The sequence below is a fragment of the Aquimarina litoralis genome, from assembly GCF_019295435.1.
Lineage (GTDB): Bacteria > Bacteroidota > Bacteroidia > Flavobacteriales > Flavobacteriaceae > Aquimarina > Aquimarina litoralis_A.
The window spans coordinates 33,798-57,925 of record NZ_WEKL01000018.1 but is presented as its reverse complement, the minus strand read 5'-3'; the positions used below and the strand labels follow the sequence as shown (position 1 = coordinate 57,925).

At 31.5% G+C, this 24,128-nt stretch carries 24 protein-coding genes; 23 read left to right on the top strand and 1 reads right to left on the bottom strand.

The genetic code is table 11. From position 1 onward, the window contains the following. Window positions 1-10 precede the first annotated feature (10 nt). From hisD to pdxH, 23 genes are all read left to right on the top strand, one after another. The gene (hisD, locus tag GBO31_RS11435; protein WP_219008477.1) at window positions 11-1,303 is read left to right on the top strand and encodes a histidinol dehydrogenase; all 1,293 of its coding nucleotides are present in this window, start codon (window positions 11-13) and stop codon (window positions 1,301-1,303) included. 24 nt (window positions 1,304-1,327) lie between these two features. Beyond that, window positions 1,328-2,170, top strand: coding sequence for a DUF3667 domain-containing protein (locus GBO31_RS11430; protein WP_219008476.1), 843 nt, complete (start codon window positions 1,328-1,330; stop codon window positions 2,168-2,170). Window positions 2,171-2,186: 16 nt separating this feature from the next. After that, a complete protein-coding gene (gene hisC / locus GBO31_RS11425) occupies window positions 2,187-3,236 on the top strand; it encodes a histidinol-phosphate transaminase (RefSeq protein WP_219008475.1) in 1,050 nt (349 codons plus the stop codon). Window positions 3,237-3,323: 87 nt separating this feature from the next. Then, entirely contained in the window at window positions 3,324-4,466 is a 1,143-nt protein-coding gene (hisB, locus tag GBO31_RS11420; protein WP_219008474.1) for a bifunctional histidinol-phosphatase/imidazoleglycerol-phosphate dehydratase HisB, read from the top strand. Window positions 4,467-4,563: 97 nt separating this feature from the next. Beyond that, entirely contained in the window at window positions 4,564-5,145 is a 582-nt protein-coding gene (gene hisH, locus GBO31_RS11415) for an imidazole glycerol phosphate synthase subunit HisH (protein WP_219008473.1), read from the top strand. A gap of 38 nt (window positions 5,146-5,183) precedes the next feature. Next, window positions 5,184-5,537 carry a four helix bundle protein gene (locus GBO31_RS11410; RefSeq protein WP_219008472.1) on the top strand — a complete coding sequence of 118 codons (354 nt, stop codon included), beginning with the start codon at window positions 5,184-5,186 and terminating at the stop codon, window positions 5,535-5,537. 76 nt (window positions 5,538-5,613) lie between these two features. Beyond that, complete coding sequence (gene hisA, locus GBO31_RS11405; RefSeq protein WP_219008471.1) at window positions 5,614-6,342, top strand: 1-(5-phosphoribosyl)-5-[(5-phosphoribosylamino)methylideneamino]imidazole-4-carboxamide isomerase; 729 nt, start codon at window positions 5,614-5,616, stop codon at window positions 6,340-6,342. A 4-nt stretch (window positions 6,343-6,346) separates the two neighbouring features. Further along, the gene (locus GBO31_RS11400) at window positions 6,347-6,856 is read left to right on the top strand and encodes a DinB family protein (RefSeq protein WP_219008470.1); all 510 of its coding nucleotides are present in this window, start codon (window positions 6,347-6,349) and stop codon (window positions 6,854-6,856) included. 80 nt (window positions 6,857-6,936) lie between these two features. Then, window positions 6,937-7,692: an imidazole glycerol phosphate synthase subunit HisF gene (gene hisF, locus GBO31_RS11395; protein ID WP_219008469.1), complete on the top strand. Its 756-nt coding sequence runs from the start codon at window positions 6,937-6,939 to the stop codon at window positions 7,690-7,692. A gap of 86 nt (window positions 7,693-7,778) precedes the next feature. Beyond that, complete coding sequence (gene hisIE / locus GBO31_RS11390) at window positions 7,779-8,375, top strand: bifunctional phosphoribosyl-AMP cyclohydrolase/phosphoribosyl-ATP diphosphatase HisIE (protein ID WP_219008468.1); 597 nt, start codon at window positions 7,779-7,781, stop codon at window positions 8,373-8,375. Window positions 8,376-8,615: 240 nt separating this feature from the next. Further along, window positions 8,616-11,114: a ligand-binding sensor domain-containing protein gene (locus GBO31_RS27310; RefSeq protein ID WP_219008467.1), complete on the top strand. Its 2,499-nt coding sequence runs from the start codon at window positions 8,616-8,618 to the stop codon at window positions 11,112-11,114. Window positions 11,115-11,419: 305 nt separating this feature from the next. After that, entirely contained in the window at window positions 11,420-11,845 is a 426-nt protein-coding gene (locus GBO31_RS11380; RefSeq protein WP_219008466.1) for a lipocalin family protein, read from the top strand. Window positions 11,846-11,982: 137 nt separating this feature from the next. Beyond that, on the top strand, window positions 11,983-12,579 hold the full coding sequence (locus GBO31_RS11375; protein WP_219008465.1) for a hypothetical protein: 597 nt from the start codon (window positions 11,983-11,985) through the stop codon (window positions 12,577-12,579). A gap of 318 nt (window positions 12,580-12,897) precedes the next feature. Further along, window positions 12,898-14,724: a 30S ribosomal protein S1 gene (gene rpsA, locus GBO31_RS11370; protein ID WP_219008464.1), complete on the top strand. Its 1,827-nt coding sequence runs from the start codon at window positions 12,898-12,900 to the stop codon at window positions 14,722-14,724. Window positions 14,725-14,940: 216 nt separating this feature from the next. Further along, on the top strand, window positions 14,941-15,579 hold the full coding sequence (locus tag GBO31_RS11365; protein WP_219008463.1) for a hypothetical protein: 639 nt from the start codon (window positions 14,941-14,943) through the stop codon (window positions 15,577-15,579). Window positions 15,580-15,737: 158 nt separating this feature from the next. Beyond that, a complete protein-coding gene (gene pyrR, locus GBO31_RS11360; RefSeq protein ID WP_219008462.1) occupies window positions 15,738-16,277 on the top strand; it encodes a bifunctional pyr operon transcriptional regulator/uracil phosphoribosyltransferase PyrR in 540 nt (179 codons plus the stop codon). A gap of 20 nt (window positions 16,278-16,297) precedes the next feature. Further along, on the top strand, window positions 16,298-17,227 hold the full coding sequence (locus GBO31_RS11355; RefSeq protein ID WP_219008461.1) for an aspartate carbamoyltransferase catalytic subunit: 930 nt from the start codon (window positions 16,298-16,300) through the stop codon (window positions 17,225-17,227). A gap of 4 nt (window positions 17,228-17,231) precedes the next feature. After that, window positions 17,232-17,564, top strand: a complete 333-nt coding sequence (locus GBO31_RS11350) for a ribonuclease Z (protein WP_219008460.1) — start codon at window positions 17,232-17,234, stop codon at window positions 17,562-17,564. A 52-nt stretch (window positions 17,565-17,616) separates the two neighbouring features. After that, a complete protein-coding gene (locus GBO31_RS11345) occupies window positions 17,617-17,922 on the top strand; it encodes a thioredoxin family protein (protein WP_246615846.1) in 306 nt (101 codons plus the stop codon). Between the two features lie 20 nt (window positions 17,923-17,942). Beyond that, on the top strand, window positions 17,943-18,068 hold the full coding sequence (locus tag GBO31_RS27200; protein WP_281422465.1) for a hypothetical protein: 126 nt from the start codon (window positions 17,943-17,945) through the stop codon (window positions 18,066-18,068). Between the two features lie 62 nt (window positions 18,069-18,130). Beyond that, the gene (locus GBO31_RS11340) at window positions 18,131-19,036 is read left to right on the top strand and encodes a ribonuclease Z (protein WP_219008459.1); all 906 of its coding nucleotides are present in this window, start codon (window positions 18,131-18,133) and stop codon (window positions 19,034-19,036) included. A gap of 100 nt (window positions 19,037-19,136) precedes the next feature. Then, the gene (locus GBO31_RS11335; protein ID WP_219008458.1) at window positions 19,137-20,768 is read left to right on the top strand and encodes a S8 family peptidase; all 1,632 of its coding nucleotides are present in this window, start codon (window positions 19,137-19,139) and stop codon (window positions 20,766-20,768) included. A 96-nt stretch (window positions 20,769-20,864) separates the two neighbouring features. Then, window positions 20,865-21,512: a pyridoxamine 5'-phosphate oxidase gene (pdxH, locus tag GBO31_RS11330; protein WP_219008457.1), complete on the top strand. Its 648-nt coding sequence runs from the start codon at window positions 20,865-20,867 to the stop codon at window positions 21,510-21,512. Window positions 21,513-21,573: 61 nt separating this feature from the next. Here pdxH and GBO31_RS27305 read toward each other — a convergent pair whose 3' ends face one another. After that, complete coding sequence (locus tag GBO31_RS27305; protein ID WP_219008456.1) at window positions 21,574-23,754, bottom strand: OmpA family protein; 2,181 nt, start codon at window positions 23,752-23,754, stop codon at window positions 21,574-21,576. Between the last annotated feature and the right edge of the window lie 374 nt (window positions 23,755-24,128).

Below are 24,128 nucleotides of genomic sequence, written 5' to 3'. Positions count from 1 at the left end.
AGTAATTGTTTTGAATAAAATATATAATCCAGAAAAAAATACTTGGTCCGAAGTATTAAAACGACCAACTCAAACTGTAGCAGATATTGAAAGTATTGTTCTAGATGTTTTTAATGAAGTTAGGAAAGAAGGAGATGTAGCGGTCAATAGATATACAGAAAAGTTTGATAAAGTTTCTTTAGATGCTATTTTGGTATCTCCAAAAGAAATTGAAGAAGCTCGGCAGTCTGTTAGTTCTGAGCTTAAAGATGCTATTTTATTGGCAAAATCTAATATAGAAGCTTTTCATACAGCACAAAAAACAGATAAGGTTTTATTAGAAACAACCAATGGAGTGAGTTGTTGGCAGGAGAAAAGGCCAATTCAGAAAGTTGGACTATATATACCAGGAGGTACTGCTCCATTATTCTCTACTATTCTTATGTTAGCTGTTCCTGCAAGCATAGCAGGATGTAAAGAGATTGTTTTATGTTCTCCTCCAAATAAAGAAGGTAAGATTAATCCAGCCATATTATATACGGCAAATCTATGTGGAGTTACTAAGATTTTTAAGGTTGGAGGAATTCAAGCAGTTGCAGGAATGACGTTTGGTACTGAAACAATACCGCAAGTATACAAAATTTTTGGGCCTGGAAATCAATTTGTAACCGTTGCAAAACAATTAGCTACTAAATTCGGAGTAGCTATTGATATGCCTGCAGGTCCTAGTGAATTGCTTGTGGTTGCTGATGATACGGCAAATCCTTCTTTTGTAGCTTCAGATTTATTAAGTCAAGCAGAGCATGGAAAAGATAGTCAGGTGATTTTGGTCTCTACCTCTAAAGATTTGATAGAGAAGGTAGAAATAGAGGTTGCAAAACAATGTGAAGTTTTACCAAGAAAAGAAATCGCCGAAGCAGCTATCGCAAATTCTAAATTGATTTATGTATCTGATGATAAAGAAGCGTTAGAATTAATTAATGAATATGGACCAGAGCATTTTATTGTATGCGTAAAAGATGAAGCATATTATATAGATAATATCATGAATGCTGGTTCCGTTTTTATTGGAAATTACACACCAGAAAGTGCAGGTGATTATGCTTCAGGGACCAATCATACCTTACCTACCAATGGATATGCAAAACAATATAGTGGAGTAAATCTTGATAGTTTTATGAAGTCTATGACATTTCAGAAACTATCTAAAGAAGGGATAAGAAATATTGGAAGTGCCATCGAAATTATGGCTGAAGCAGAAGGTTTACAAGCGCATAAAAATGCAGTTACATTAAGATTAAAGAGCCTAAATAAAAATAGCTAAGGATTAGAATAATAAAGGAAACAAATGAATTGTAAAAACTGCTTACATATCATACCTGAAAATGCAGATTATTGCGAATCTTGCGGTGCCAAAGTTATTAGAGAACGGATTACGTTGAAGAGATTAAAAAATGATTTTTTTAATAATATTCTGGGATTTGATAATCTTTTTATAAGAACAATAGTCGGTGTAATTACATCTCCCGATAAAGTGATTTCTGAATATGTTTCAGGAACAAGAAAGCGGTATATGAATCCATTTGCATTTCTGGTAATTGGTACTGCGGTTGCTACATTTGTGTTTAACTTTTTTTCAGATAAGTATATTGAGTTTGCCCTTTCAGCGCAAAATGAGTCTTATTATGAAACAATGTTTTCATTAACAAAGCCCAATTTAGATAAAAACACAGTAGCATATCAAGAACAGTTTTTATTGTACAAAGAAGAGCAAAAGGAAATAAATAGAGGAGTCCAAAACTTTATGCTTAAGTATTTCAATTTTATGGCTTTTCTAATGATTCCTTTTTATGCTTTCTTATCATTATTAGTTTTTGGTAAAAAGAAGTACAATTATGGCGAGCATTTAGTGATTAATTCATATTTACTAGGATTGGGGTTGTTTTCAGGAACGCTTTTCTTTTTATTAGGATTAGTCACGGATCCAATGATCTACTTATTAAGTTCTCTAATTATCATCTTTTATTACTCTTATACTTATAAAAAATTAGGAGATTATAGCACAGGACAAATTCTTTTAAAGTTTTTAAGGTTTCTAGTTGTATTGATCTTATTAGTGCTAGTTATAAGTATTTTAATTTTTGTGCTGGCATTTATAGGAGCAGTAATTTATAGTAGTTTAAATAAATGATGAAGAATAATAAATAATGAATACAACACAATTCGACATAAATCAGATAGTAAGAGAGAACGTTAAGGGATTAAAACCTTATTCTTCCGCTCGAGATGAATATGTTTCTGATGGTTCTGAAATGATATTTTTGGATGCAAATGAAAATCCATATGAAAATGGGGTAAACAGATATCCAGATCCACAGCAGCGAAGTCTAAAAGCGGTATTAGCAGAACAAAAGAACATTCTTCCTCAAAATATTCTTTTAGGTAATGGAAGTGACGAAGTGCTAGACCTTTTGTTTAGAGCTTTTTGTGAGCCTAAAATTGATAATATAATAACCTTGCCTCCAACATATGGCATGTATAACGTATTAGCGAATACGAATGATGTTCAAAATCATAAAATTCTTTTAACTAACGACTTTGAGCCTAATGTTTCTAAAATATTAGAGACTATAGATCAACAAACCAAGATCATATTTTTATGTTCTCCTAATAATCCTACAGGTAATTCTTTTTCTGAACAAAGTATAGTTCAGATTCTGGAAGGTTTTAATGGATTGGTAGTAATTGATGAGGCGTACATTGATTTCTCAACTATGGAAAGTTGGGTGCAGAAACTTAAAGTGTATCCAAATCTTATAATCACACAAACGCTTTCTAAAGCATATGGAATGGCAGGTATTAGACTTGGGTTGTGTTATGCTTCAAAAGAGATTATAAGTGTATTAAATAAAATTAAACCTCCTTATAATGTAAATGAGTTAACACAGCGGAAAGCTCTAGAAAGAGTAGAAGATGTTGAATCCGTGCAAAAAGAAGTCAGTAATATTTTACAAGAAAGGGAGAAGATGATAACTGATTTAGAGGAAATCGGGTTTATTGAAAAAATTTATAAGTCTGATGCTAATTTTGTTTTGGTAAAAGTGGATGATGCTAATGTTAGATATGATCAGTTACTAAATCAAGGAATTGTAATTAGAAATAGAACAACACAACCACTTTGTGAAAATACCTTGCGCTTTACGGTTGGTACGTCATTCGAAAATAAAAAGTTAATTGAGGCACTAAAGAATTTGTAATTGTCATTCCGGACTTGATCCGGAATCCATAAATAACAAAATGTTTAATTAAAAATAGATTCCAGTCTTTACTGGAATGACAAAAAAATGAAAAAGAAAGTATTATTTATCGATAGAGATGGGACTTTGGTTTTAGAACCACCTGTTGATTATCAATTAGATAGTCTAGAGAAACTAGAGTTTTATCCAAAAGTTTTTCAGTACATGGCTAAAATTGCCGGTGAACTGGATTATGAATTGGTAATGGTCACCAATCAGGATGGGTTGGGAACTGATTCCTTTCCCGAAGACACCTTTTGGCCAGCACATAATAAAGTAATGGCAGCATTCAAAAAAGAAGGAGTTGTGTTTGATGCAGTTCATATTGATAAAACTTTTCCGCATGAAAATGCAGATACTCGAAAACCAAGAACAGGTTTGTTAACTCAGTATTTTGATAAAGAGAAATATGATCTGGAAAATTCCTTTGTTTTAGGAGATCGTATCACTGATATGGAATTAGCCAAAAACCTTGGTGCTAAAGGAATTTTTCTTTCCGAAGATCCTCAGCTTGGCGCCAATGAAATAGAAACGGATTCAAAAGTTATTTCAGAAAGTATAGCGTTAACATCTACTGATTGGAAGGAGATTTATGAATTTTTGAAATTGGAAGAACGTGTAGCTGATATAAGTAGAAAAACGAATGAGACTGACATTTATATCAAACTAAATCTAGATGGAACAGGAAAAAGTGATATTTCTACAGGTTTAGAATTTTTTGATCATATGTTAGATCAAATTGCTCGTCATGGACAAATGGATCTAGAGATCAAAGTGAAGGGAGATTTAGAAGTTGATGAACACCATACTATTGAGGATACAGCTATTGCTTTAGGAGAAGTTTTTAGCGAAGCATTAAACAATAAATTAGGTATCGAAAGATATGGTTTTTGTTTGCCAATGGATGATTGTTTAGCACAAGTAGCAATAGATTTTGGAGGACGAAACTGGCTTGTTTGGGATGCAGAATTTAAAAGAGAAATGATAGGCAAAATGCCAACAGAAATGTTTTATCATTTTTTCAAGTCTTTTACAGATGGAGCAAAAGCAAATCTAAACGTAAAAGCAGAAGGAACGAATGAACATCATAAAATTGAAGCTATTTTTAAAGCTTTCGCAAAAGCAATTAAAGTAGCTGTGAAAAGAGATCCCGAAAAAATGATTTTACCAAGCACAAAAGGAATGTTATAATCAATGCTTTTGTCATTCCAGCGCAAGCTGGAATCCATAGTAAAGTAGAAGGTTTAAATTAAAAAAGATTCCAGCTTATGCTGGAATGACAATGTAAATGAAAATAGTAATTATCAATTACGGAGCTGGAAATATTCAATCGATCAAATTTGCAATTCAACGATTAGGTTATGAAGCTATACTTAGTGATGATCCTAAGGAGATTCAATCTGCTGATAAAGTTATTTTTCCAGGAGTAGGAGAAGCAAGTAGTGCTATGCAAAAACTAAAAGCTTCTGGTTTGGATAGCTTAATTCCGGATTTAAAACAACCCGTTTTAGGAATTTGTTTAGGAATGCAGTTAATGTGTAATTATACAGAAGAAGGAGATACAGAAGGTTTAGGTATTTTTGATACGGATGTAGTTAGATTTCATAAAGATGTAAAAGTTCCTCAGATTGGATGGAATCAGATAACTTCTCTAAAATCGCCATTGTTCCAAGGTATATCCGAAGACGAATATATCTATTTAGTCCATAGCTATTATGCTCCTGTTACAGATGAAACAATTGCACAATCTAGTTATGGAATTTCGTATAGTACAGCATTGCAAAAAGATAATTTTTATGGTACCCAGTTTCATCCGGAAAAAAGTAGTACTGCAGGAGAAAAGATTTTGAGTAATTTCTTAAGTATATAGTAATAAGTGTGTAGTATTAAGTTGTATTTGATAATGGGATGAATAAATATCAGGATTTGAAAATATGGAAAAAGGCAATGGATTTAGTGGAACAAGTTTATTCAGTAACCGATATTTTACCAGAAAATGAGAAATATGGATTGATTTCTCAAATAAAAAGAAGTAGTGTTTCAATTCCTTCGAATATAGCTGAAGGAGCTGGAAGAAATTCCAATAAGGATTTTATTCGTTTTTTGAGTATGGCTAACGGATCAACTACTGAATTGGAGACACAATTAATTTTAATTGGTAGATTGAATTTTGTTTCGATGAATAAAATTGCACAATTATTAATGTTATGTGCGGAAATTAAAAAAATGAATTATGCTCTTCAAAAGAGTATTTCAAAATAAATAAAAACCATATTAAAGTATACTTTGTACTCTGTACTTATTACTAAAATAAAAACTAACAACTATCAACTAAAAAATGAGAATAATACCAGCAATAGATATCATAGAAGGAAAATGTGTTAGACTTTCTAAAGGTGATTATGATACTAAAAAAATATATAACGAGCATCCTCTAGAGGTTGCAAAAGAGTTTGAAGCACATGGAATTGAGTATTTACATTTAGTCGATTTGGATGGGGCAAAGTCTAAACATATTGTAAACCATAAGGTTCTTGAACAAATAGCTTCAAAAACAAATTTGAAAATTGATTTTGGAGGCGGTTTAAAAACAGATGAAGATCTTAGAATAGCTTTTGAAAGTGGAGCAAATCAAATTACAGGAGGAAGTATTGCTGTAAAGAATCCTGCAACTTTTAAGTCTTGGTTATCTAAGTTTGGGAATGATAAAATAATTCTTGGTGCGGATGCTCAGAACGAAAAGATTGCTGTAAGTGGTTGGCTAGAAGAAAGTGATAAAGAATTAATTCCTTTCATTCGGGAATATCAGAAAGAGGGAGTTTCTTACGTGATCTGTACAGATATTAGTAAGGATGGTATGTTAGAAGGACCTTCATTTGATTTGTATAAAAAGATTCTAGATAGTTCTGATAGTATTAAATTAATCGCATCTGGTGGAATCTCTGCATTTGAAGAGCTTCCGAAATTAGCAGAATTGGGATGTGAAGGAACAATCATTGGAAAAGCCATTTATGAAAATAGAATTAGCTTACAACAATTAGAAAATTATATTCTTCAAACAAACTAAAAAAATGGATTCGGAAATAATTCAGGAATTTAAAGAACAAATCATCTACAGATTGGATGAAAGTATTAGAATGATTACAATAAGTTTTGATCAACTTTCTGAGGATGATATTTGGAAACGATTTAATGAATCTTCGAATAGTATAGGTAATTTGATACTACATCTGTGTGGTAATATTACTCAGTATGCCATAGCATCTTTAGGTAATTTAGAAGATAAGAGAGATCGGGATGCGGAGTTTGAAGCTACAGATGGATTTTTAAAAGATGAATTATTAGAAAAAATCAATAAGACTGTTTCYGAAGCCAAGAATACTATAAGAAATTGTACGGATTCAGAATACATGAGAAAACGAGAAGTGCAAGGGTTTAACTTTTCTGGTATGGGAATAGCTATTCACGTTACAGAACACTTATCCTATCATACCGGACAAATTGCATTTTGGACAAAACAACTAAAGAATAATAGTTTAGGTTTTTATGATGGTATAGATCTGAATATAAAAAATGAATAAATAATTAGTACAGAGTAATAAATGAAGGGGTTTAATGAATAGTCTTAATACTCAATACTACATACTTACAATTTATAAATATGCTTACAAAACGAATCATACCTTGTTTAGATATTAAAAATGGACGTACCGTTAAAGGAGTCAATTTTGTGGACTTAAGAGATGCTGGTGATCCAGTAGAATTAGCGGATATCTATTCTAAAGCAGGAGCAGATGAATTGGTGTTTTTAGATATTTCGGCAACTGAAGAAAGACGAAAAACCTTAGCAAACTTAGTACTTAAAGTGGCAGAAAAAGTAAATATTCCATTTACTGTAGGTGGCGGTATTTCTTCTATTGAAGATGTTGATATCTTATTAAAAAACGGAGCGGATAAAGTTTCCGTGAATTCGTCAGCGGTAAAAAACCCACAACTAATTAATGACCTAGCAGGTAAGTTTGGTAGCCAATGCATTACAGTAGCCATTGATGCAAAACGAATTGATGGTGAATGGAAAGTACATTTGGTAGGAGGTAAAGTGCCAACAGAATTGAATCTGTTTGATTGGGCAAAAGAGGTAGAAGAAAGAGGAGCAGGAGAAATTCTGTTTACCTCTATGGATAATGATGGTACTAAAGATGGTTTTGCAAATGAAGCTTTGGCAAAACTGTCTGATGACTTAAATATCCCGATAATTGCTTCAGGAGGTGCTGGTAATATACAACACTTTGTGGACACTTTTAAAGAAGGAAAATCGGATGCAGCATTAGCAGCAAGTGTTTTTCACTTTAAAGAAATAGAAATAGAAGATTTAAAAAAAGAATTAAGAAACAATAATATTCCTGTTCGATTGTAATTGATTTGAGGTTATTATTTAGCCAAGAATTTACAATAGAATAATATAATTAATCCATATCAATAGTGGTATTACAAATAAAAAAAATGGAAATAAATTTCAATAAAAATAACGATGGACTAGTTCCAGCTATTATTCAGGATGTTTCAACCAAAAACGTATTAATGTTAGGATTTATGAATGAAGAAGCCTATCAGAAAACCGTTGAAACAAAAAAAGTGACCTTTTTTAGTAGAACTAAACAAAGATTATGGACTAAAGGCGAGGAGAGTGGTAATTTTTTAAATCTGGTAGATATTAAAAATGATTGCGATGAAGATACTTTGTTGGTTACTGTAAAACCAGTTGGCCCTACTTGTCATAAAGGGGATGATACTTGTTGGGCTCAAGATAATATTCAGACTTTTGGATTTTTAACAGATTTGGAGAATACTATCCAGAATAGAAAAGAAAACCAAGAGAATTCAACATCTTATGTAGCATCTCTCTTCCGAAAAGGAATTAATAAGGTTGCTCAAAAAGTCGGTGAAGAAGCTGTAGAAGTCGTGATCGAAGCAAAAGATAATAATGACAAGCTATTTTTAGATGAAAGTGCAGATTTACTTTTTCACTATTTGATTTTACTGCAGGCGAAAGGATATAAGCTTGCAGATGTCGTAGAGGTTTTAAAATCTCGAGGATAAGCAAGAAGACAAATCATCCTAAAATATTCAACATAAAAGAGCAGTATAATTATATGCCCTTTATTGTATTATTTTGGTATATAAATTGTGGCAATTAATCTTTTTTAGATTGATATTTACACAAACCGTGTTAAAACTAGTTTTATATTGAGGTCAAATAGTTTAATGTACTTTCGGAAAATAGTTTTTTTATTCGGTCTATGTAGTTTATACATATGGAACTCTTTTGCACAAGACTATGTGTATCAAAATTTCACTACAAATAATGGTCTTAGTAGTTCTGAAGTTTATGATATTGTTCAAGACCAAAAAGGTATTTTGTGGTTTGCTACAGATAGAGGACTTACTTCATATGATGGGTACGAATTTCAAAAATACACCTTAAAAGAAGGTCTAACGGATATCGTTATCTTTAATTTTTATGAACAGCCAAATGGAATTATTTGGTGTTCAACCTTTAATAAAAAGCTATTTTTCTTCAACCCTAATGAAAAGTTATTTAGGGAGTTTCAATATAACTATCTGTTAGAGCATATACCTATAAATTTTACGATTAATGATATTCAGATTGATCAAGATAATACCTTGTTTATAACATTCAAAGGGCTTGCAGGATATGTTGAAATAGATAAGAATGGTACTTATAAAAATACTTTGAGTATCGTGGAAGGTGATTCAATCACCCATTATAAAATCAACATTGATAAAAATTCTAATAGTTATTTTACACTTGATAAAGCTCCAATATCCTCTAATGATGTTATATATCTAAAGTCTAGAGGTAACGGGTATTATGGAGTAATTAGAAAAAAGAATGAAAATATTTTTGTTGCTACCTTGAATAAAAAGGTTTTCATGTTTGATGTCAATCAGAATAAACAGCAATTAGATCAGTCTAATAATATTATCATTTCGGGAGAGCTGGATGACGAGCATTTTTGGATTGGTTTACAACATGAAGGTATAAAAATTTACAATTATAAAGGAGAACTAGTTGATCATTTATTAAAGGATAAATCAGTAACAAAAATCATCAAGGATCATGAAGGAGGAATTTGGTTGAGCACCTTGGATTCGGGAGTTTTTTATATAGAAAATCCATTCATAAAAATATACAATTCGTTTGGGACCAATCAAAATGTATTGAAATTAACCAATGATAAGGAAAATAATTTATACATCTCTTTTCATAATGGGGAAGTATATCAATATGCAGATGGAAATTTTACATTCCTATGTAAATCCTATGATAATTATAGAGCAAATGTTCAATATTATGAAAGAGATGATAAATTATTAGTTTCTTCGATTCCTGATTTTTGGCATAAGGAAATTGACAGTTCACTAAGTAAAAAAATACTGTTTGATCACGGTAAAATTATTTCAGATAATAGTAATAGAACACCAATTTTAGGAGGAGTTCAATTTTTCAAGATATATGCTTCTGGTAAAAAAGAAAGAATCGTCAAAAAGATTGTGTCTAAGAGAATTCATGATATTGAATATTCTAATGATGGCTATTACTTAGCTACTTTTGACGGTTTATTCGAATATAAAAATGATTCATTACAGGATTTACGTGATCAACATCCTCTTTTTGATAATAGATTAGAAGATATTGACTATGCTGATGATAAGTACTACATGGCCAGTATGGGTGCTGGGTTAATTATAAAATCAAAGGACACTATTATTTCGATAAATAAATCGGAAGGATTGAATAGCAATCTAGCAAATCAAGTTCATATAGAGAACAAAGAAGTTTACGTAGCTACTAATTCTGGTTTAAATAAAATTGTTTTCAATGATAAATGCATTAGTTCAATAACGGGGTTATCTACAGCGAATGGACTGCCTAGTAATGAAGTAAATGATATAGAGGTTATTGGCGATACCGTATGGGTCGCAACAAAAAATGGTTTGTGCTCTGTTCCAAAAAAACTATTATCGGGAAATAGTACTTTGGTAACTAATCATTGGTTATCTATAGACTCTGTCCGAGTCAATAATTTTAGAAAAGATAGTACACTATTAAGAGAATTACCATACAATAATAATTCCATTACTATTAATTATAAAGCCATTTCTTTTAAAAAAGAAAGTGAAATTTTATATAGATATCGATTGATGGGGTTAGAAGAAGATTGGAATGTAACCCAAAATAAAGAAATTAAATATCCTGAACTTCCTCCAGGCTCCTATACATTTGAATTACAATCTAAACTGAAATCTAAAGATTGGAATCCAGAAACAAAGAAGTTATATGTTAAGATTATACCGCCATTTTGGAAAACATGGTGGTTTAAGTTTTTAACAATAGTTGTATTTTCGGGTATTATCTATAGCTTTTTTAGGTTTCGAATATTATTATACAATAGGGATGTTATTAGAGAACTTCTTAGAGTTTTACTTAAAAGAATAAAAGGAGAGAGTCATTACATTATTATCAAAGAATCTGGTAAGGATATAAAATTAAATACTTCTCATATTTTGTATTTCAAATCTTCTGGAAACTATCTGGAAATTCATACACTTAACGAAAAACATCTTATAAGAGCGAAAATTGGTGAGTATGAAAAGCAAATACCTGATCGGCTTGAATTTGTAAGAGTTCATCGTTCATATTTAGTAAGAATAGATAAAGTGCAAACCAAGAGTTTAAAATTTGTGCAAATAAATGATGAGGATATTCCTGTAGGTAAGACATATAAATCAAACTTGGATAAGATCGTCTTTTGATTAGAATATGCTTTTTGCTTTCGATTTTAAAATTCTGAACTAATGATTTTAGATTCAATAAAATAATTGAAAGTTTTTTTGATAGTTTATTACTATTTCTAAATTGAAAATTCAGTAATGTTCATTTCGTCACAATTAGTGACCCATTCATCACAAACCCAAGTTTTAGGTGTTTTTAGAGCATTTTTGTCTTATATCTTCGCAACTATCAATAGGTATTCTCAGTGCATAAGCTTACAATTAAAAGGTGATCTATTTGATGAGAATAAATTAAATATGAACAAAAATAACATAAAACTTACCTTATGAAAAAATCAATACTAACATCATTAATGGCAGTCATCATTCTTTTCAATTCTTCATGCGACAGCGATGATGATGTCATTGTTATCGACCCTGTAAATTTTGAAACCTTAATCATTGGTAAATGGGTGCTTACAAGTTCTACAGAAAATGGGGAGCCTGATAGTTTGGATTCTTGTGATTTAATGGATTATTATGAGTTTAATGCAGATAACACAGCATCTTATGTGGAGCATGGAGATACGAATGGTGTTACTTGCCAAAGTTTTGATAACTCAGGAAGTTGGTCTATAGAAGGAAACATTCTTACGACAGTACTTGCAGGAGCTTCAGAAGAAGAAACAATTCTAGGGTTAACAGAAACTACACTCACATTAGAATATGTTGAAGGTGATTTTACTTATGTAGATACTTATACTAAGGAATAAATATAAAAAGTACCCTCTTTTATTATTTCCACGTTTTATAAAAAATAAGAGCATTACTATTTTTTGATTGTTGTAATCAAGGTGTTCGCTAAAAGGAAAATCAAATTATAGAGGGTATTGGTTTAAAATCAAAAAAGATGAAAGCAAAAATAGGTGTAATCATAACGTTTTTGACAATAATTATAGGATCTAATATTTACGGACAAAAATTTGATATTAGTGGTTCTAAGAAAGGAAGTAAAGTATTTTATAAAGATGGAACTACTGAATATGGGAAACTAAAATATGACGACAAAAGCTTAAGTATTAAATATGAGGACAAGTCAAAGAAAAAAATCAATATAAATACAGTAGAAAAATTCGAAATATATAAGAAAAAAGACACTGTAGCGTATACATATATTTTAAGTAAACGTAATTACAAAAAGAAGAAAAAACAAAAGTATCTGGCAATCATAGCTTGGGATTATGAAAATGTGAAAATTTATAATGAACCTACTACTGCGGCAAGAGTTGGTGCTTTTTCTATTGGTCAAGCAGTATATTTTATTCAAAAAAAAGGAGATCCATATGCCGAAAAATTAGTTAAACCTTATGTGAATATGCATAAAAGGCTTAAAGAGTATTTTTCTGAATGTCCTTCTTTGGTTGAAAAAATTGGAACTGATTTTAAATTTAAAAAGTATAAATCTTTAACACCAATACTTGAGTATTATAATAATAACTGTAGATAATTTGAATTCGAATGGTAAATAATTTATTTATCTTATTTTCAAGTGATTATACTGATGAGTGTATCGTGTCGGAAATGATAAAAGGAAAGTAAAACTTATGAAAAAATGTAATTGAAACGATACATTATTATAATGATTTATATTTCAACCAGATTATAGGAGTTAATACTTTGTTTTCTAATAAATTAAATTGTATTTTTGCAGCCCTTTTTAGCGAGTAAGAGAATAAAAAGGGGTGAAAATTAATTTAATTTAACGCTTCTGTATAAGTTTTCGCATTGATTCTCAAACAAATACAGGATACAAATTTTATCTTCAATGTCTGAAGAAACAAAAAACACAGATGTTCAGGAAGTAGAAGCTCCAAAGGCAGCTCCTGCAGCTTCTCCTCAACAGGAAAACCCTGAGCAATTTTTAAAAGATTTTAACTGGCACAACTACGAAGAAGGTATTGACCCAATCGCAGATTCAAAATTAGAAGAGTTTGAAAAGCTAGTTGCAGAAAATTTTGTAGACACCTTAAATGATGAGGTAGTTGAAGGAACAGTAATCAATATTACAGATCGTGATGCTATCATTGATATTAATGCAAAGAGTGAAGGTGTAATTTCATTAAATGAATTTCGTTACAACCCAGATCTTAAAGTAGGTGATAAGGTTGAGGTTTTAATTGATGTACGTGAAGACGCTACTGGTCAATTAATATTATCTCACCGTAAAGCTAGAGTAATTAAGGCTTGGGATAGAGTAAATAATGCTCATGATACTGGAGAAATCGTAAACGGATTTGTAAAGTGTAGAACTAAAGGAGGAATGATTGTAGATGTTTTCGGAATCGAAGCATTCTTACCAGGTTCTCAAATCGATGTGAAGCCTATTCGTGATTATGATGCATATGTAGGTAAAACAATGGAATTTAAAGTGGTTAAAATTAATCACGAATTCAAAAACGTTGTTGTTTCTCATAAAGCGCTTATCGAAGCAGATATCGAAGAGCAGAAGAAAGAAATTATTGGTCAATTAGAAAAAGGTCAAGTATTAGAAGGTACTGTTAAGAATGTTACTTCTTACGGTGTATTCGTTGATCTTGGTGGAGTTGACGGACTTATCCATATTACTGATCTTTCTTGGTCTAGAATCAATCATCCAAATGAGATTGTTGAACTTGATCAGAAATTAAACGTTGTAATCTTAGACTTTGATGAGGCTAAGACTCGTATCCAATTAGGTCTTAAGCAATTAAAAGCACATCCTTGGGAAGCTCTTGATAACGAATTAAAAGTTGGAGATAAAGTTAAAGGTAAAGTAGTTGTAATAGCTGATTACGGTGCATTTATCGAAGTAGAAGAAGGTGTAGAAGGATTAATTCACGTTTCTGAAATGTCATGGTCTACGCACTTAAGATCTGCTCAGGATTTCGTAAAGGTTGGTGATGAAGTAGAAGCAGTAATCCTTACATTAGATAGAGAAGAACGTAAGATGTCTCTTGGTGTTAAGCAATTAACTCCAGATCCATGGACTGATATTACTTCTAAATACCCTGTAGGTTCTAAACATACTGGTATCGTTCGTAACTTTACAAACTTTGGAGTATTCGTAGAACTTGAAGAAGGTATCGATGGATTAATTTATATTTCTGATCTTTCTTGGACTAAGAAAATCAAGCACCCATCTGACTTTACTAACGTTGGTGATAAGTTAGATGTGATTGTTCTTGAATTAGATGTTGAAGGACGTAAATTAAGTCTTGGTCATAAGCAAACTGAAGAAAATCCTTGGGATAAGTATGAAAAAGAGTTCGCAGTTGGAACTAAACATACGAACACTATTACTGAGATCGTAGACAAAGGTGCTACTATCGAGTTTAATGAGGATATCGTTGCGTTTGTRCCATCTCGTCACTTAGAAAAAGAAGATGGTAAGAAATTAGCTAAAGGTGAAGAAGCAGAATTCCAAATCATTGAATTTAATAAAGAATTCAAAAGAGTGGTAGCTTCTCATACAGCTTTATTTAAAGAAGAAGAAGCTAAGATCGTTAAGCAGGCTGCTAAGAAAGCCGCTGCTAGTAACTCAGAGAAAACCACACTTGGTGATATCGATGCGTTAGCAGATCTTAAAGCTAAAATGGAAAAAGGAGGAAACTAGATCTTTTTTATCCATAAATAAATTGGAAAGACCGTTCGTTAGAATGGTCTTTTTTTGTTTACGGAAAAATGGGATAAGATTTTCACTGATATTGGGGTTTTAAAAATGTAGTATTTTGTAGAGTTTTGTCATTAGAATATTATGAATAGTGTAAAAAAAATATTTCTAGGGCTTATATTGGGTGTGTTCATACAATCATCATTAAATGGTCAGCTAATGCATACTAAAGAACAATTAAAAGAGTTTAAAGAGATCGTTACACAAACACGAAAACTTGGACGAGATCAAATTATAAGAACTGCTTTAAAGGATGCTAGCAAGGATCCAGCATCTCTTTTGGATAATGAGAAGGTATCAATTTCAGTATGGTATAATGATATGGATGTCAAAGTTGAAGTTCAGCAATACTACCCAATACGTTATCTTGAAATGAACTCTAAGTATTATATGAATAAAACCATATATGTGTCTTTGGATAAAGTTTCTGGTTCCAACGGCAGAATTATATATAATGAAAAGAATAAACAAATTAGTGATGCTTTCGGCAAGACATTCTTATATCAAAACACAGAAGATAAAGTAAAGATAATAGCAAATGTATTAGAGCTTAACAATAGTAATGATGCTAAATATTATATCGATCCTTTAACACAAAGGCGCATTACAATAAGAGAGCGTTATGATTTTTATGAAATACAAATCGGAGATAGCTATGCTGTTACATATAAATTGGATAAGCTGTCTGGAAAAATTTATGATTATAAAGACCCGTATAAGAATCTTCTTCCAAACCCTGCAACAGGACCTTTTGGACCTTCTCCAATAGGTGGTCCATGGATAGAAATCAAAGAATAATGTGTTAAACTTTAAAATACATTATCTCTGAATTGATATAAAAAAAGCTTAATTTTTGATATTTAATATCTTATCTTTAATAGATTTTAAAACATGCTGAAGATTGATTAATCCTAAATTTTGATTACTTTTGTAAACCAAATGTCTATTTGGAAATTATGAGTCAAAAATTACTACTTAGTGCAAAAGAGATAGATATTATTCTGCACCGTTTGGCTTGTCAATTGATAGAAAACCATACAAATTTCGATAATACTGTCCTAATAGGAATACAACCAAGAGGTACCTACTTAGCTAATAGACTCCAAAAAATTCTCGTTGACGAATATCAGCTACACAATTTGAATTTAGGGTATCTTGATATAACTTTTTATAGAGATGATTTTAGGAGAGGTGAAAAACCACTAGAAGCCAATAAGACCGATATTAATTTTGTTGTAGAAGATAAAAGAGTTGTGTTTATAGATGATGTATTATATACAGGAAGAAGTATAAGAGCTGCGTTAACGGCAGTTCAATCTTTTGGCAGACCTCAGGAAATAGAATTACTAACACTAATTGATAGACGTTTTAGTAGACATCTACCTATACAACCAAATTATAGAGGTAGACAGGTGGATTCAATTAATCAAGAAAAGGTAAAGGTAAATTGGGTGGAAAATGAAGGGGAAGATGCAGTTTACTTAGTGAGTAGATAAAAATTAAATTTAAATACGAAATGAGCGAATTAAGTGTAAATCACTTACTGGGAATAAAATATCTTACAAATGAAGATATAAACCTCATTTTTGAAACAGCAGATCACTTTAAGGAAGTTATTAATAGACCTATCAAGAAGGTTCCTTCTCTTAGAGATATTACTATTGCCAATCTATTTTTTGAGAATAGTACGAGAACAAGATTGTCATTCGAGTTAGCCGAAAAAAGATTATCTGCAGATGTTATTAATTTCTCTGCAGCTTCGTCTTCGGTTAAAAAAGGAGAAACACTTATAGATACTGTCAACAATATATTATCTATGAAAGTAGATATGGTAGTGATGCGGCATCCTAATCCAGGAGCAGGTGTTTTTCTTTCTAAACATGTGAATGCAAGTATTGTAAATGCTGGAGATGGTGCTCATGAGCATCCTACACAAGCCTTGTTGGACTCGTATTCTATTCGGGAAAAATTAGGAGAAGTAAAAGGGAAAAAAGTTGTTATTGTTGGAGATATTTTGCACTCTAGAGTTGCGTTATCTAATATTTTTGCATTGAAACTTCAGGGAGCAGAGGTTAAAGTTTGTGGTCCTAAAACATTAATTCCAAAATATATTGATAAACTTGGAGTAACTGTCGAAACGGACCTTATTAAAGCTCTTGAATGGTGTGATGTTGCGAATATGTTACGTGTGCAGAATGAACGAATGGAAATTAGTTATTTCCCTTCTACTAGAGAGTATACCCAACAGTTTGGAGTAAACAAGAGGTTGTTAGATAACCTCAATAAAGAGATTGTAATTATGCATCCGGGTCCTATCAATCGTGGTGTTGAAATCACGAGTGATGTAGCTGATTCTAAACAGGCCATAATACTAGATCAGGTTCAAAACGGAGTAGCAGTGAGAATGGCGGTTATTTATCTTTTAGCTTCAAAAATAAAACAATAATAGTATGATATTCAATAAAGAAGGTTCCACAACCATAATTACTCAAGAAAAAGCTACAGTTGTAGATTTTGTAAAAGGAATAGAGAATAAATATGATTCTTTAAAAAATGATAACATCGTTGCAAATTTATTTTCTTTAAAAGACTTGTCTGTTAGTGATATTAATGAATTCCTAAGAGTATCTAATAAACACAAGTCGAATAAACGTTCTTTTGTAATAGTTACTGACCAAGTTTCGTATGATGAATCTCCAAAAGAGATCACTATTGTGCCAACATTAATAGAAGCTTTAGATCTGATAGAAATGGAAGAAATTGAGCGAGATCTTGATTTTTAAAAATAATTACACTTTTTTGTAATCAAAATTCATTTCTTACGTCCTATTAATTATGAATAAAATAGCCCCGTTTATTCTTGTATTAACATTGATGATCTCGACCAATGTTATTTCGCAAGACTGGAAGTATGATTTTGATGAAGCTAAAAAAATAGCTAAAGAAAAAAATCAAAATATTGTTTTACTTTTTACTGGTTCCGATTGGTGTCCGCCTTGTATTAAATTAGAAAGGAAAATTTTTTCCAATTCTGAATTCCAAGAATTCGCTGATGAAAAATTTGTATGGGTGAAAGCAGATTTTCCAAGCGCAAAAAGAACAGGTTATCAGAAGAACAAAAGGAAAAAAATTATGCTTTAGCTAAACAGTATAACAGAAAAATGGTCTTTCCGGTTATTCTGGTTATCGATAAAGAAGGAAAAGTACTTGGAGCAACAGGTTACAGGAAAATGTCTGCGGATCGTTATATCAATTTACTTACCACTTTTGATTCTTTTGGTCGTTAATATTGATTAATATAAAGGATTAGATTATCTTGAACATTTTTTAAATTAAGATATTAAATAAATTGAAAGTTACCATTTTAGGCTGCTATTCCGCGACTCCAAGAACATTCACGAACCCTACATCTCAAGTATTAGAAATAAATAATCATATTTTTCTTATAGACTGCGGTGAAGGAACACAAGTAGAGCTAAGAAGAAATAAAATTAAATTTTCTAGAATTAATCATATTTTTATTTCACATCTTCATGGAGATCATTTTTATGGGTTAGTAGGTTTGGTTTCGACATTTAGGATGTTGAATAGGGAAAATCCACTTCATATTTATGGTCCAGAAGGTATAAAAGAAGCTATTACGTTACAGCTTAAACTTTCAAATTCCTGGACAGATTATCCTTTACATTTTCATGAATTAAAAAGTGAGGATTCTCAGATTGTTTTTGAGGATGAAAAGGTGGTTGTCAAGACTATACCATTACAGCATCGTATTTATTGTAATGGTTTCTTATTTCAAGAAAAATTAGGAGATCGAAAGCTTTTGATGAGCAAAGTACTTAATTATAATATTGATAAAGTATATTATAAATCTATAAAAAAGGGTAAGGACGCGATATTAGAAGATGGAAGTATTATTCCGAACTCAGAATTAACAGATGATCCGCTCCCTGCAAAGAGTTATGCCTTTTGTAGTGATACGAAATATGATGAAGATAAAATATCTTTAATACAGGATGTTACTACCTTGTATCATGAGTCGACTTTTTTAGAAAGTCATAAGCATTTATGTGAAAAGACAGGACATAGTACAGCAATTGAAGCGGCTACCATTGCAAAAAAAGCAAACGCTAAAAACCTGATTCTAGGTCACTACTCTACAAGATATGGTAATATAGAACTGTTCAGAGAAGAAGCATTAACTGTTTTCGAGAATGTAGAAATTGGTGATGATGGAAAAGTTTTTCAATATTAAATATAAAAAAAATTAGGGTTTTTAGAGATCTGTTTGTTCTTATTATAAACTGCTAGGCCTAGTGGGTATATTATTTACAAACCTCTAAAAATTTAGTTTGATGAAAAACAACACCTTCTTAATTTGTTTTCTGTTTTTTTATTCGTGTTTTCATACAATCGCTCAAACAGCAAAATATGTTCCCGGAGAAATTCTTGTTCAGCTTGACAAAGAATACTCAGGGAAAACGTTTGTTCAAGATTTTAAAAAGTCTAGCACACAATTAAGTAACCCCGTTTTAGTTTCAAAATCACTTAATATTTGGAAATTTAGTTTTGACCATAAGAGTATTCAAATGAAAACGGTTTTGAATGATGTTTCCAGAAATAGAAATACCCAAATCGTACAAGTTAATCACGTTATTTCAAAAAGAGCTACAGTCCCAAATGATACCGATTTTAATAGGCAATGGCAATATTTTCAGGCAGATGATAAAGATATTGATGCAGACGAAGCTTGGGATATTACCACAGGAGGAACCACAGCGAACGGTCATGAAATTGTAGTTGCGGTTATTGATGATGGGATACAGTTTGATCATCCGGATATGCAAGATAATATTTGGATGAATACTCAGGAGATAGCTGGTAATGGTATAGATGATGATGGTAATGGATATATAGATGATGTAAGAGGATGGAATACAGCAACTAATGATGATAATGTTGGAGATTTAGGGCACGGAACTCCTGTTAGTGGAATAATTGGAGCAAAAGGAAATAATAATATTGGTGTAGCAGGAGTAAATTGGGATGTAAAAGTAATGGCGATTGATGGAGGAACTGGAGTTGAAGAAGAAGTGATAAGAGCGTATTCTTATGTCTTAGATAATCGAAAATTATATAACGAAACCAATGGTGCGAAAGGGGCTTTTGTTGTTGCTACCAATGCATCATGGGGAGTAGATTTCGGTCAACCCGCAGATGCACCACTATGGTGTGCACTTTATGATACGCTAGGTGAGAATGGAATACTAAATGCAGGTGCAACTATAAATGATGATCAGGATGTAGATGTGGTTGGGGATTTACCAACCGCCTGTCCGAGTGATTTTTTAATAACTGTAACTAACATGAATCAAAATGATGAAAAAGTTCAGTTCGCTGGATATGGAAAAACTACTATCGATTTAGGTGCTCATGGAGAGAACGCATATACGATTACATCTGGAAGCGGTTATGGAGGATTTGGAGGTACTTCTGGAGCTACACCACATGTAGCAGGTGCTATTGCACTGCTATATTCTGCGCCAAACGATTCTTTTGCTGAGTTAGCAATTAGCGATCCCGAAGAAGCGGCTAGAAGAGTAAGAGGATATATTCTAGATAATGTAGATCCTAAAACATCTATAGAAAATATTACTACCACTGGAGGTAGACTTAATTTATTCAAAAGTGTACAAGCACTTATGAATGATCAAACACTTTCCATAGATGAAATTACAAGTCACCCTAATGAAGAAATTTTCTTGTATCCAAATCCAGCAAAGGATATAGTGAACTTTAAATTACCGGCAAATATAAATGTAGAATCTGTTTTTGTTTATTCTAATACTGGACAATTGATAAAAACATTTGAAGACGATAATATATCTTCTATGAATATTTCGGACATATCTAATGGATTGTATATTGTTCGCTATAAAATAAAAGGAGCAAGTACTCTTAACCATACCATGATGTTAAAAAGATAGTACGCTTGTATGATAAATTTTTAGGTCTTACATATACCTTATGTAAGGCCTTTGTCTTACTTTTACAGTGTTATTGAATCAAATAATATTGTATAGATGAATAGAGATCTTACGGATTACAGAAAGTCTTATGATAAACATACTTTGGAGGAAAGTACCTTAGCAAAATCTCCCTTTGTTTTATTTTCTCAATGGTTTAAAGAAGTTGAAGAAGCTGGAGGAGTAGAAGAAGCTAATGCAATGACTCTCACTACTAATGGTTTGGACGGTTTTCCTAAAGCTAGAATAGTTTTATTAAAACATTATGATGAAAATGGCTTTGTATTTTATACAAATTATGAATCTGAAAAAGGAAAGGCAATAGCCTTAAATAATAAAGTTTGTATTTCTTTTTTTTGGCCAAATTTAGAAAGACAAGTGATTATCAAAGGAGAAGTGACTAAGATATCTGATGAAAAAAGTAATGCGTACTTTCAGTCTAGACCAAGAGGAAGTCAGCTAGGAGCTTGGGCTTCAGCTCAGAGTAGCGTTATTGATGGTCGAGAAGGCTTAGAAGAAATGTTAGCTCATCTAGAAGAAAAATACAAAGAAAAAGAGATCCCCAAACCAGATTTTTGGGGTGGATATAGTATAAAACCTTTAGAATTTGAATTTTGGCAAGGTCGACCTAATCGTTTACACGATAGAATGCGCTACAAAGTACTAAGCGAAAATCRATGGAAAATAGAGCGATTATCACCGTAAAGACCTAGAACTAACTATATTATAAATTATTATCGGTTTGGTTTGAAGATTAAGTATTTGATTAGTGCATGATCACAAAATTAGATCTTCTGTTCATACGATACTCTTCTTCCTCACAATCTTGTCCATCTAAACAGTTGTTTACAGGTCGGGTTTCTCCAAAACCTTGATAAGATAGTATTCTGTTTGTAGAAATATCTTGATTCACTAAATACTTGTATATAGATTCTGCTCTTTTTTGAGATAGATCTAAATTATAATCATGATTACCGCGACTATCAGAATGAGTTTCAATTTTTATAATCATTTCAGGATAGTCCTCCTTCATCAATTTAACAACTTTATTGAGTTCAATTTCTGCTTTTTGGGTAATATCCCATTTATCAAACTCGAAATAAATCTCATTTAACGTAATAAGGTCGTTAATAGTTTTTTCCAGTTTCATGTTAGCATCCAATTCAGAATCTGGATCAGAATTTGAGCTTACAATATCATGATCATTAATACCTGCACTATCGGTGTTTTCCGATTTATCAGAAGTGTTAATTTCTACGAGATTCTTCTCTAGATTTTTATTTCTTGCAGCAAAATTCGTATTAAAATTAGGACAGTTAAGCCCACTCATGTCAACAGCTAACTTTATCTGATAATAATCAGGAAGATTACACTTATTGATATGATTATAACCTTTAGTATACTTTTTAGTATCGTTAAGAGATCCATTAAACTCAGCAATCACTGGTTGATCCTGTACAGTAACTTCTCCTGTCTCATTTAAAAGGTCACAAGTAGTATTTACATTGATAGCATACCTAATTTCAAAGGGATCACTATCCATTTTTACCATTTTGTTAGGTACAGAAAAGCTTAATGTTCTTGTAGCTTCATTATAAGCAAATTTTATTCTTTTAGAAGGAAGCACAACGGATTCTTTAGAAAATACAACGTGCTCGGGAAGAATATCTTTGATTATAGTGTTTTTAGCATCATCATTTCCGTCATTATGAACAGTTAAGCTATATATGATTTCCTGATCAGGTGCAATAATATCATTAGGAAAAACAAAGCTATTGTCAGAATAGCGAGACCTTTTAATGATTTGAATGGCAGGTTCGTATATTTCAACACTAAAAGCAACAGCCATTACTGAATATCCATCATTATCTGTAAGTAATCTAAAACTGGATTTTGTCTGATTATTACCAATAATACTATTCCTAGGGTTTTTTATATCAAATAAATCAGCATCATATCCTAAAGTGTTTTGACTTGCAGGAACTCTAGAAGTAATATTTTTACCGTTTTCAGTGATATTCGCATTAAAGAAATTATTCATTGGATTTGTATTATCCGTAATTCCTTTATATTTATTAGTTTCATTAGATAGTACCTGAAAACGATCTCCTCTGATTCCTTTATCTCCTTCATATGAAATCACACCAATCTTACCATGTACAGCACCTTCTGGAATAGTTTGGAAATTATCGAATGAAAATTCTACAGGTTTCGCTTTAGAATCGATATTTACAAATCCATCATATACATAAAAACGTTTTCTGGGCTTCGAGTTATCCTCATAAATAACTACCATTGTCCAACCACCAGCAAGACCATTTCCTAATGTAGGGTCATTATTTACTTCTGATGTAGTTGCTGGAATATTAGCAACAGTGTAGGTTCCCATTGGATCTTTAAGACTTGTTACTTGGTCAGTTATATCTTTATAACAAGAATATTGTTTAAATAAAGAAGTCTCATCATTGTAATAATCATGTATGATTTCAGCACCAGTAAGAGAAGTGTATGATGCATTTCCGGGATACTTTATTTTAATGGAAGTAATGTCATGTGCTCTTTCCTTGTCTGCGTAAGAAGCGGTCCAGTATAATCCTACATGCTTAATGGAAGCACAACCTGAAGGTATGTCAAGATCTGCACTACTAGAGTTAAATGTAGTTTCATCATTATCAATATCAATGAAACCCATTTGGAATTGATTATTCAATCCACCGTTATTGTAGCTCTTGTTTGGATCAAAAACATCGGTACCATCATCATTACTAACTTTTCCTAATATAGTATTAGAAACAAACTTAAAATCTCCTTTGATGGTAAACTCAGTTCTTTTTTCCAAAGGAACTTCTACTTGCCCAAATAAATTTGAACAACTAATAGCTGCAATGACTATAAATGCATATTGCAGTTTTAACAATCCTATTTTTGAAAATCCAATCTTTTCCACTTCTTCCTTTTTTAATCCCTATTGTATTTAACTTAAAACTTGATACTAAATTGTATTTAATTGAATAAGGGTAAACTTCTTCATTATAAGGGGAAACCGTAGGTAAATTTAAATTTTAACAACTTATTATGTAAGTAAAAACTGATCTTTTCGATATAAAATACGGTTTTATCGATGAACTGCTGTTTATTATTCGGCTCATTTTCATTGTTTTAAGGGAGAATTTTTATGTTAAATATGAAAATGTTACTTCAATGACTCCTTTTTTGGAAACTTTTTTCAATACTACTTTTTATTAACTAAAATTATTTTTATCAAAATATATACAGAATTGTAAATGCTTATCCTTAAACTTGTGGATGTAAAGTTTATGC

Coding starts and splice junctions, on each gene's coding strand:
- GBO31_RS11430 (WP_219008476.1), top strand. CDS start 1,328: ATGAATTGTAAAAACTGCTTACATATCATACCTGAAAATGCAGATTAT.
- hisC (WP_219008475.1), top strand. CDS start 2,187: ATGAATACAACACAATTCGACATAAATCAGATAGTAAGAGAGAACGTT.
- hisB (WP_219008474.1), top strand. CDS start 3,324: ATGAAAAAGAAAGTATTATTTATCGATAGAGATGGGACTTTGGTTTTA.
- hisH (WP_219008473.1), top strand. CDS start 4,564: ATGAAAATAGTAATTATCAATTACGGAGCTGGAAATATTCAATCGATC.
- GBO31_RS11410 (WP_219008472.1), top strand. CDS start 5,184: ATGAATAAATATCAGGATTTGAAAATATGGAAAAAGGCAATGGATTTA.
- hisA (WP_219008471.1), top strand. CDS start 5,614: ATGAGAATAATACCAGCAATAGATATCATAGAAGGAAAATGTGTTAGA.
- hisF (WP_219008469.1), top strand. CDS start 6,937: ATGCTTACAAAACGAATCATACCTTGTTTAGATATTAAAAATGGACGT.
- hisIE (WP_219008468.1), top strand. CDS start 7,779: ATGGAAATAAATTTCAATAAAAATAACGATGGACTAGTTCCAGCTATT.
- GBO31_RS11380 (WP_219008466.1), top strand. CDS start 11,420: ATGAAAAAATCAATACTAACATCATTAATGGCAGTCATCATTCTTTTC.
- GBO31_RS11375 (WP_219008465.1), top strand. CDS start 11,983: ATGAAAGCAAAAATAGGTGTAATCATAACGTTTTTGACAATAATTATA.
- GBO31_RS11365 (WP_219008463.1), top strand. CDS start 14,941: ATGCATACTAAAGAACAATTAAAAGAGTTTAAAGAGATCGTTACACAA.
- pyrR (WP_219008462.1), top strand. CDS start 15,738: ATGAGTCAAAAATTACTACTTAGTGCAAAAGAGATAGATATTATTCTG.
- GBO31_RS11355 (WP_219008461.1), top strand. CDS start 16,298: ATGAGCGAATTAAGTGTAAATCACTTACTGGGAATAAAATATCTTACA.
- GBO31_RS11350 (WP_219008460.1), top strand. CDS start 17,232: ATGATATTCAATAAAGAAGGTTCCACAACCATAATTACTCAAGAAAAA.
- GBO31_RS11345 (WP_246615846.1), top strand. CDS start 17,617: ATGAATAAAATAGCCCCGTTTATTCTTGTATTAACATTGATGATCTCG.
- GBO31_RS27200 (WP_281422465.1), top strand. CDS start 17,943: ATGGTCTTTCCGGTTATTCTGGTTATCGATAAAGAAGGAAAAGTACTT.
- GBO31_RS11335 (WP_219008458.1), top strand. CDS start 19,137: ATGAAAAACAACACCTTCTTAATTTGTTTTCTGTTTTTTTATTCGTGT.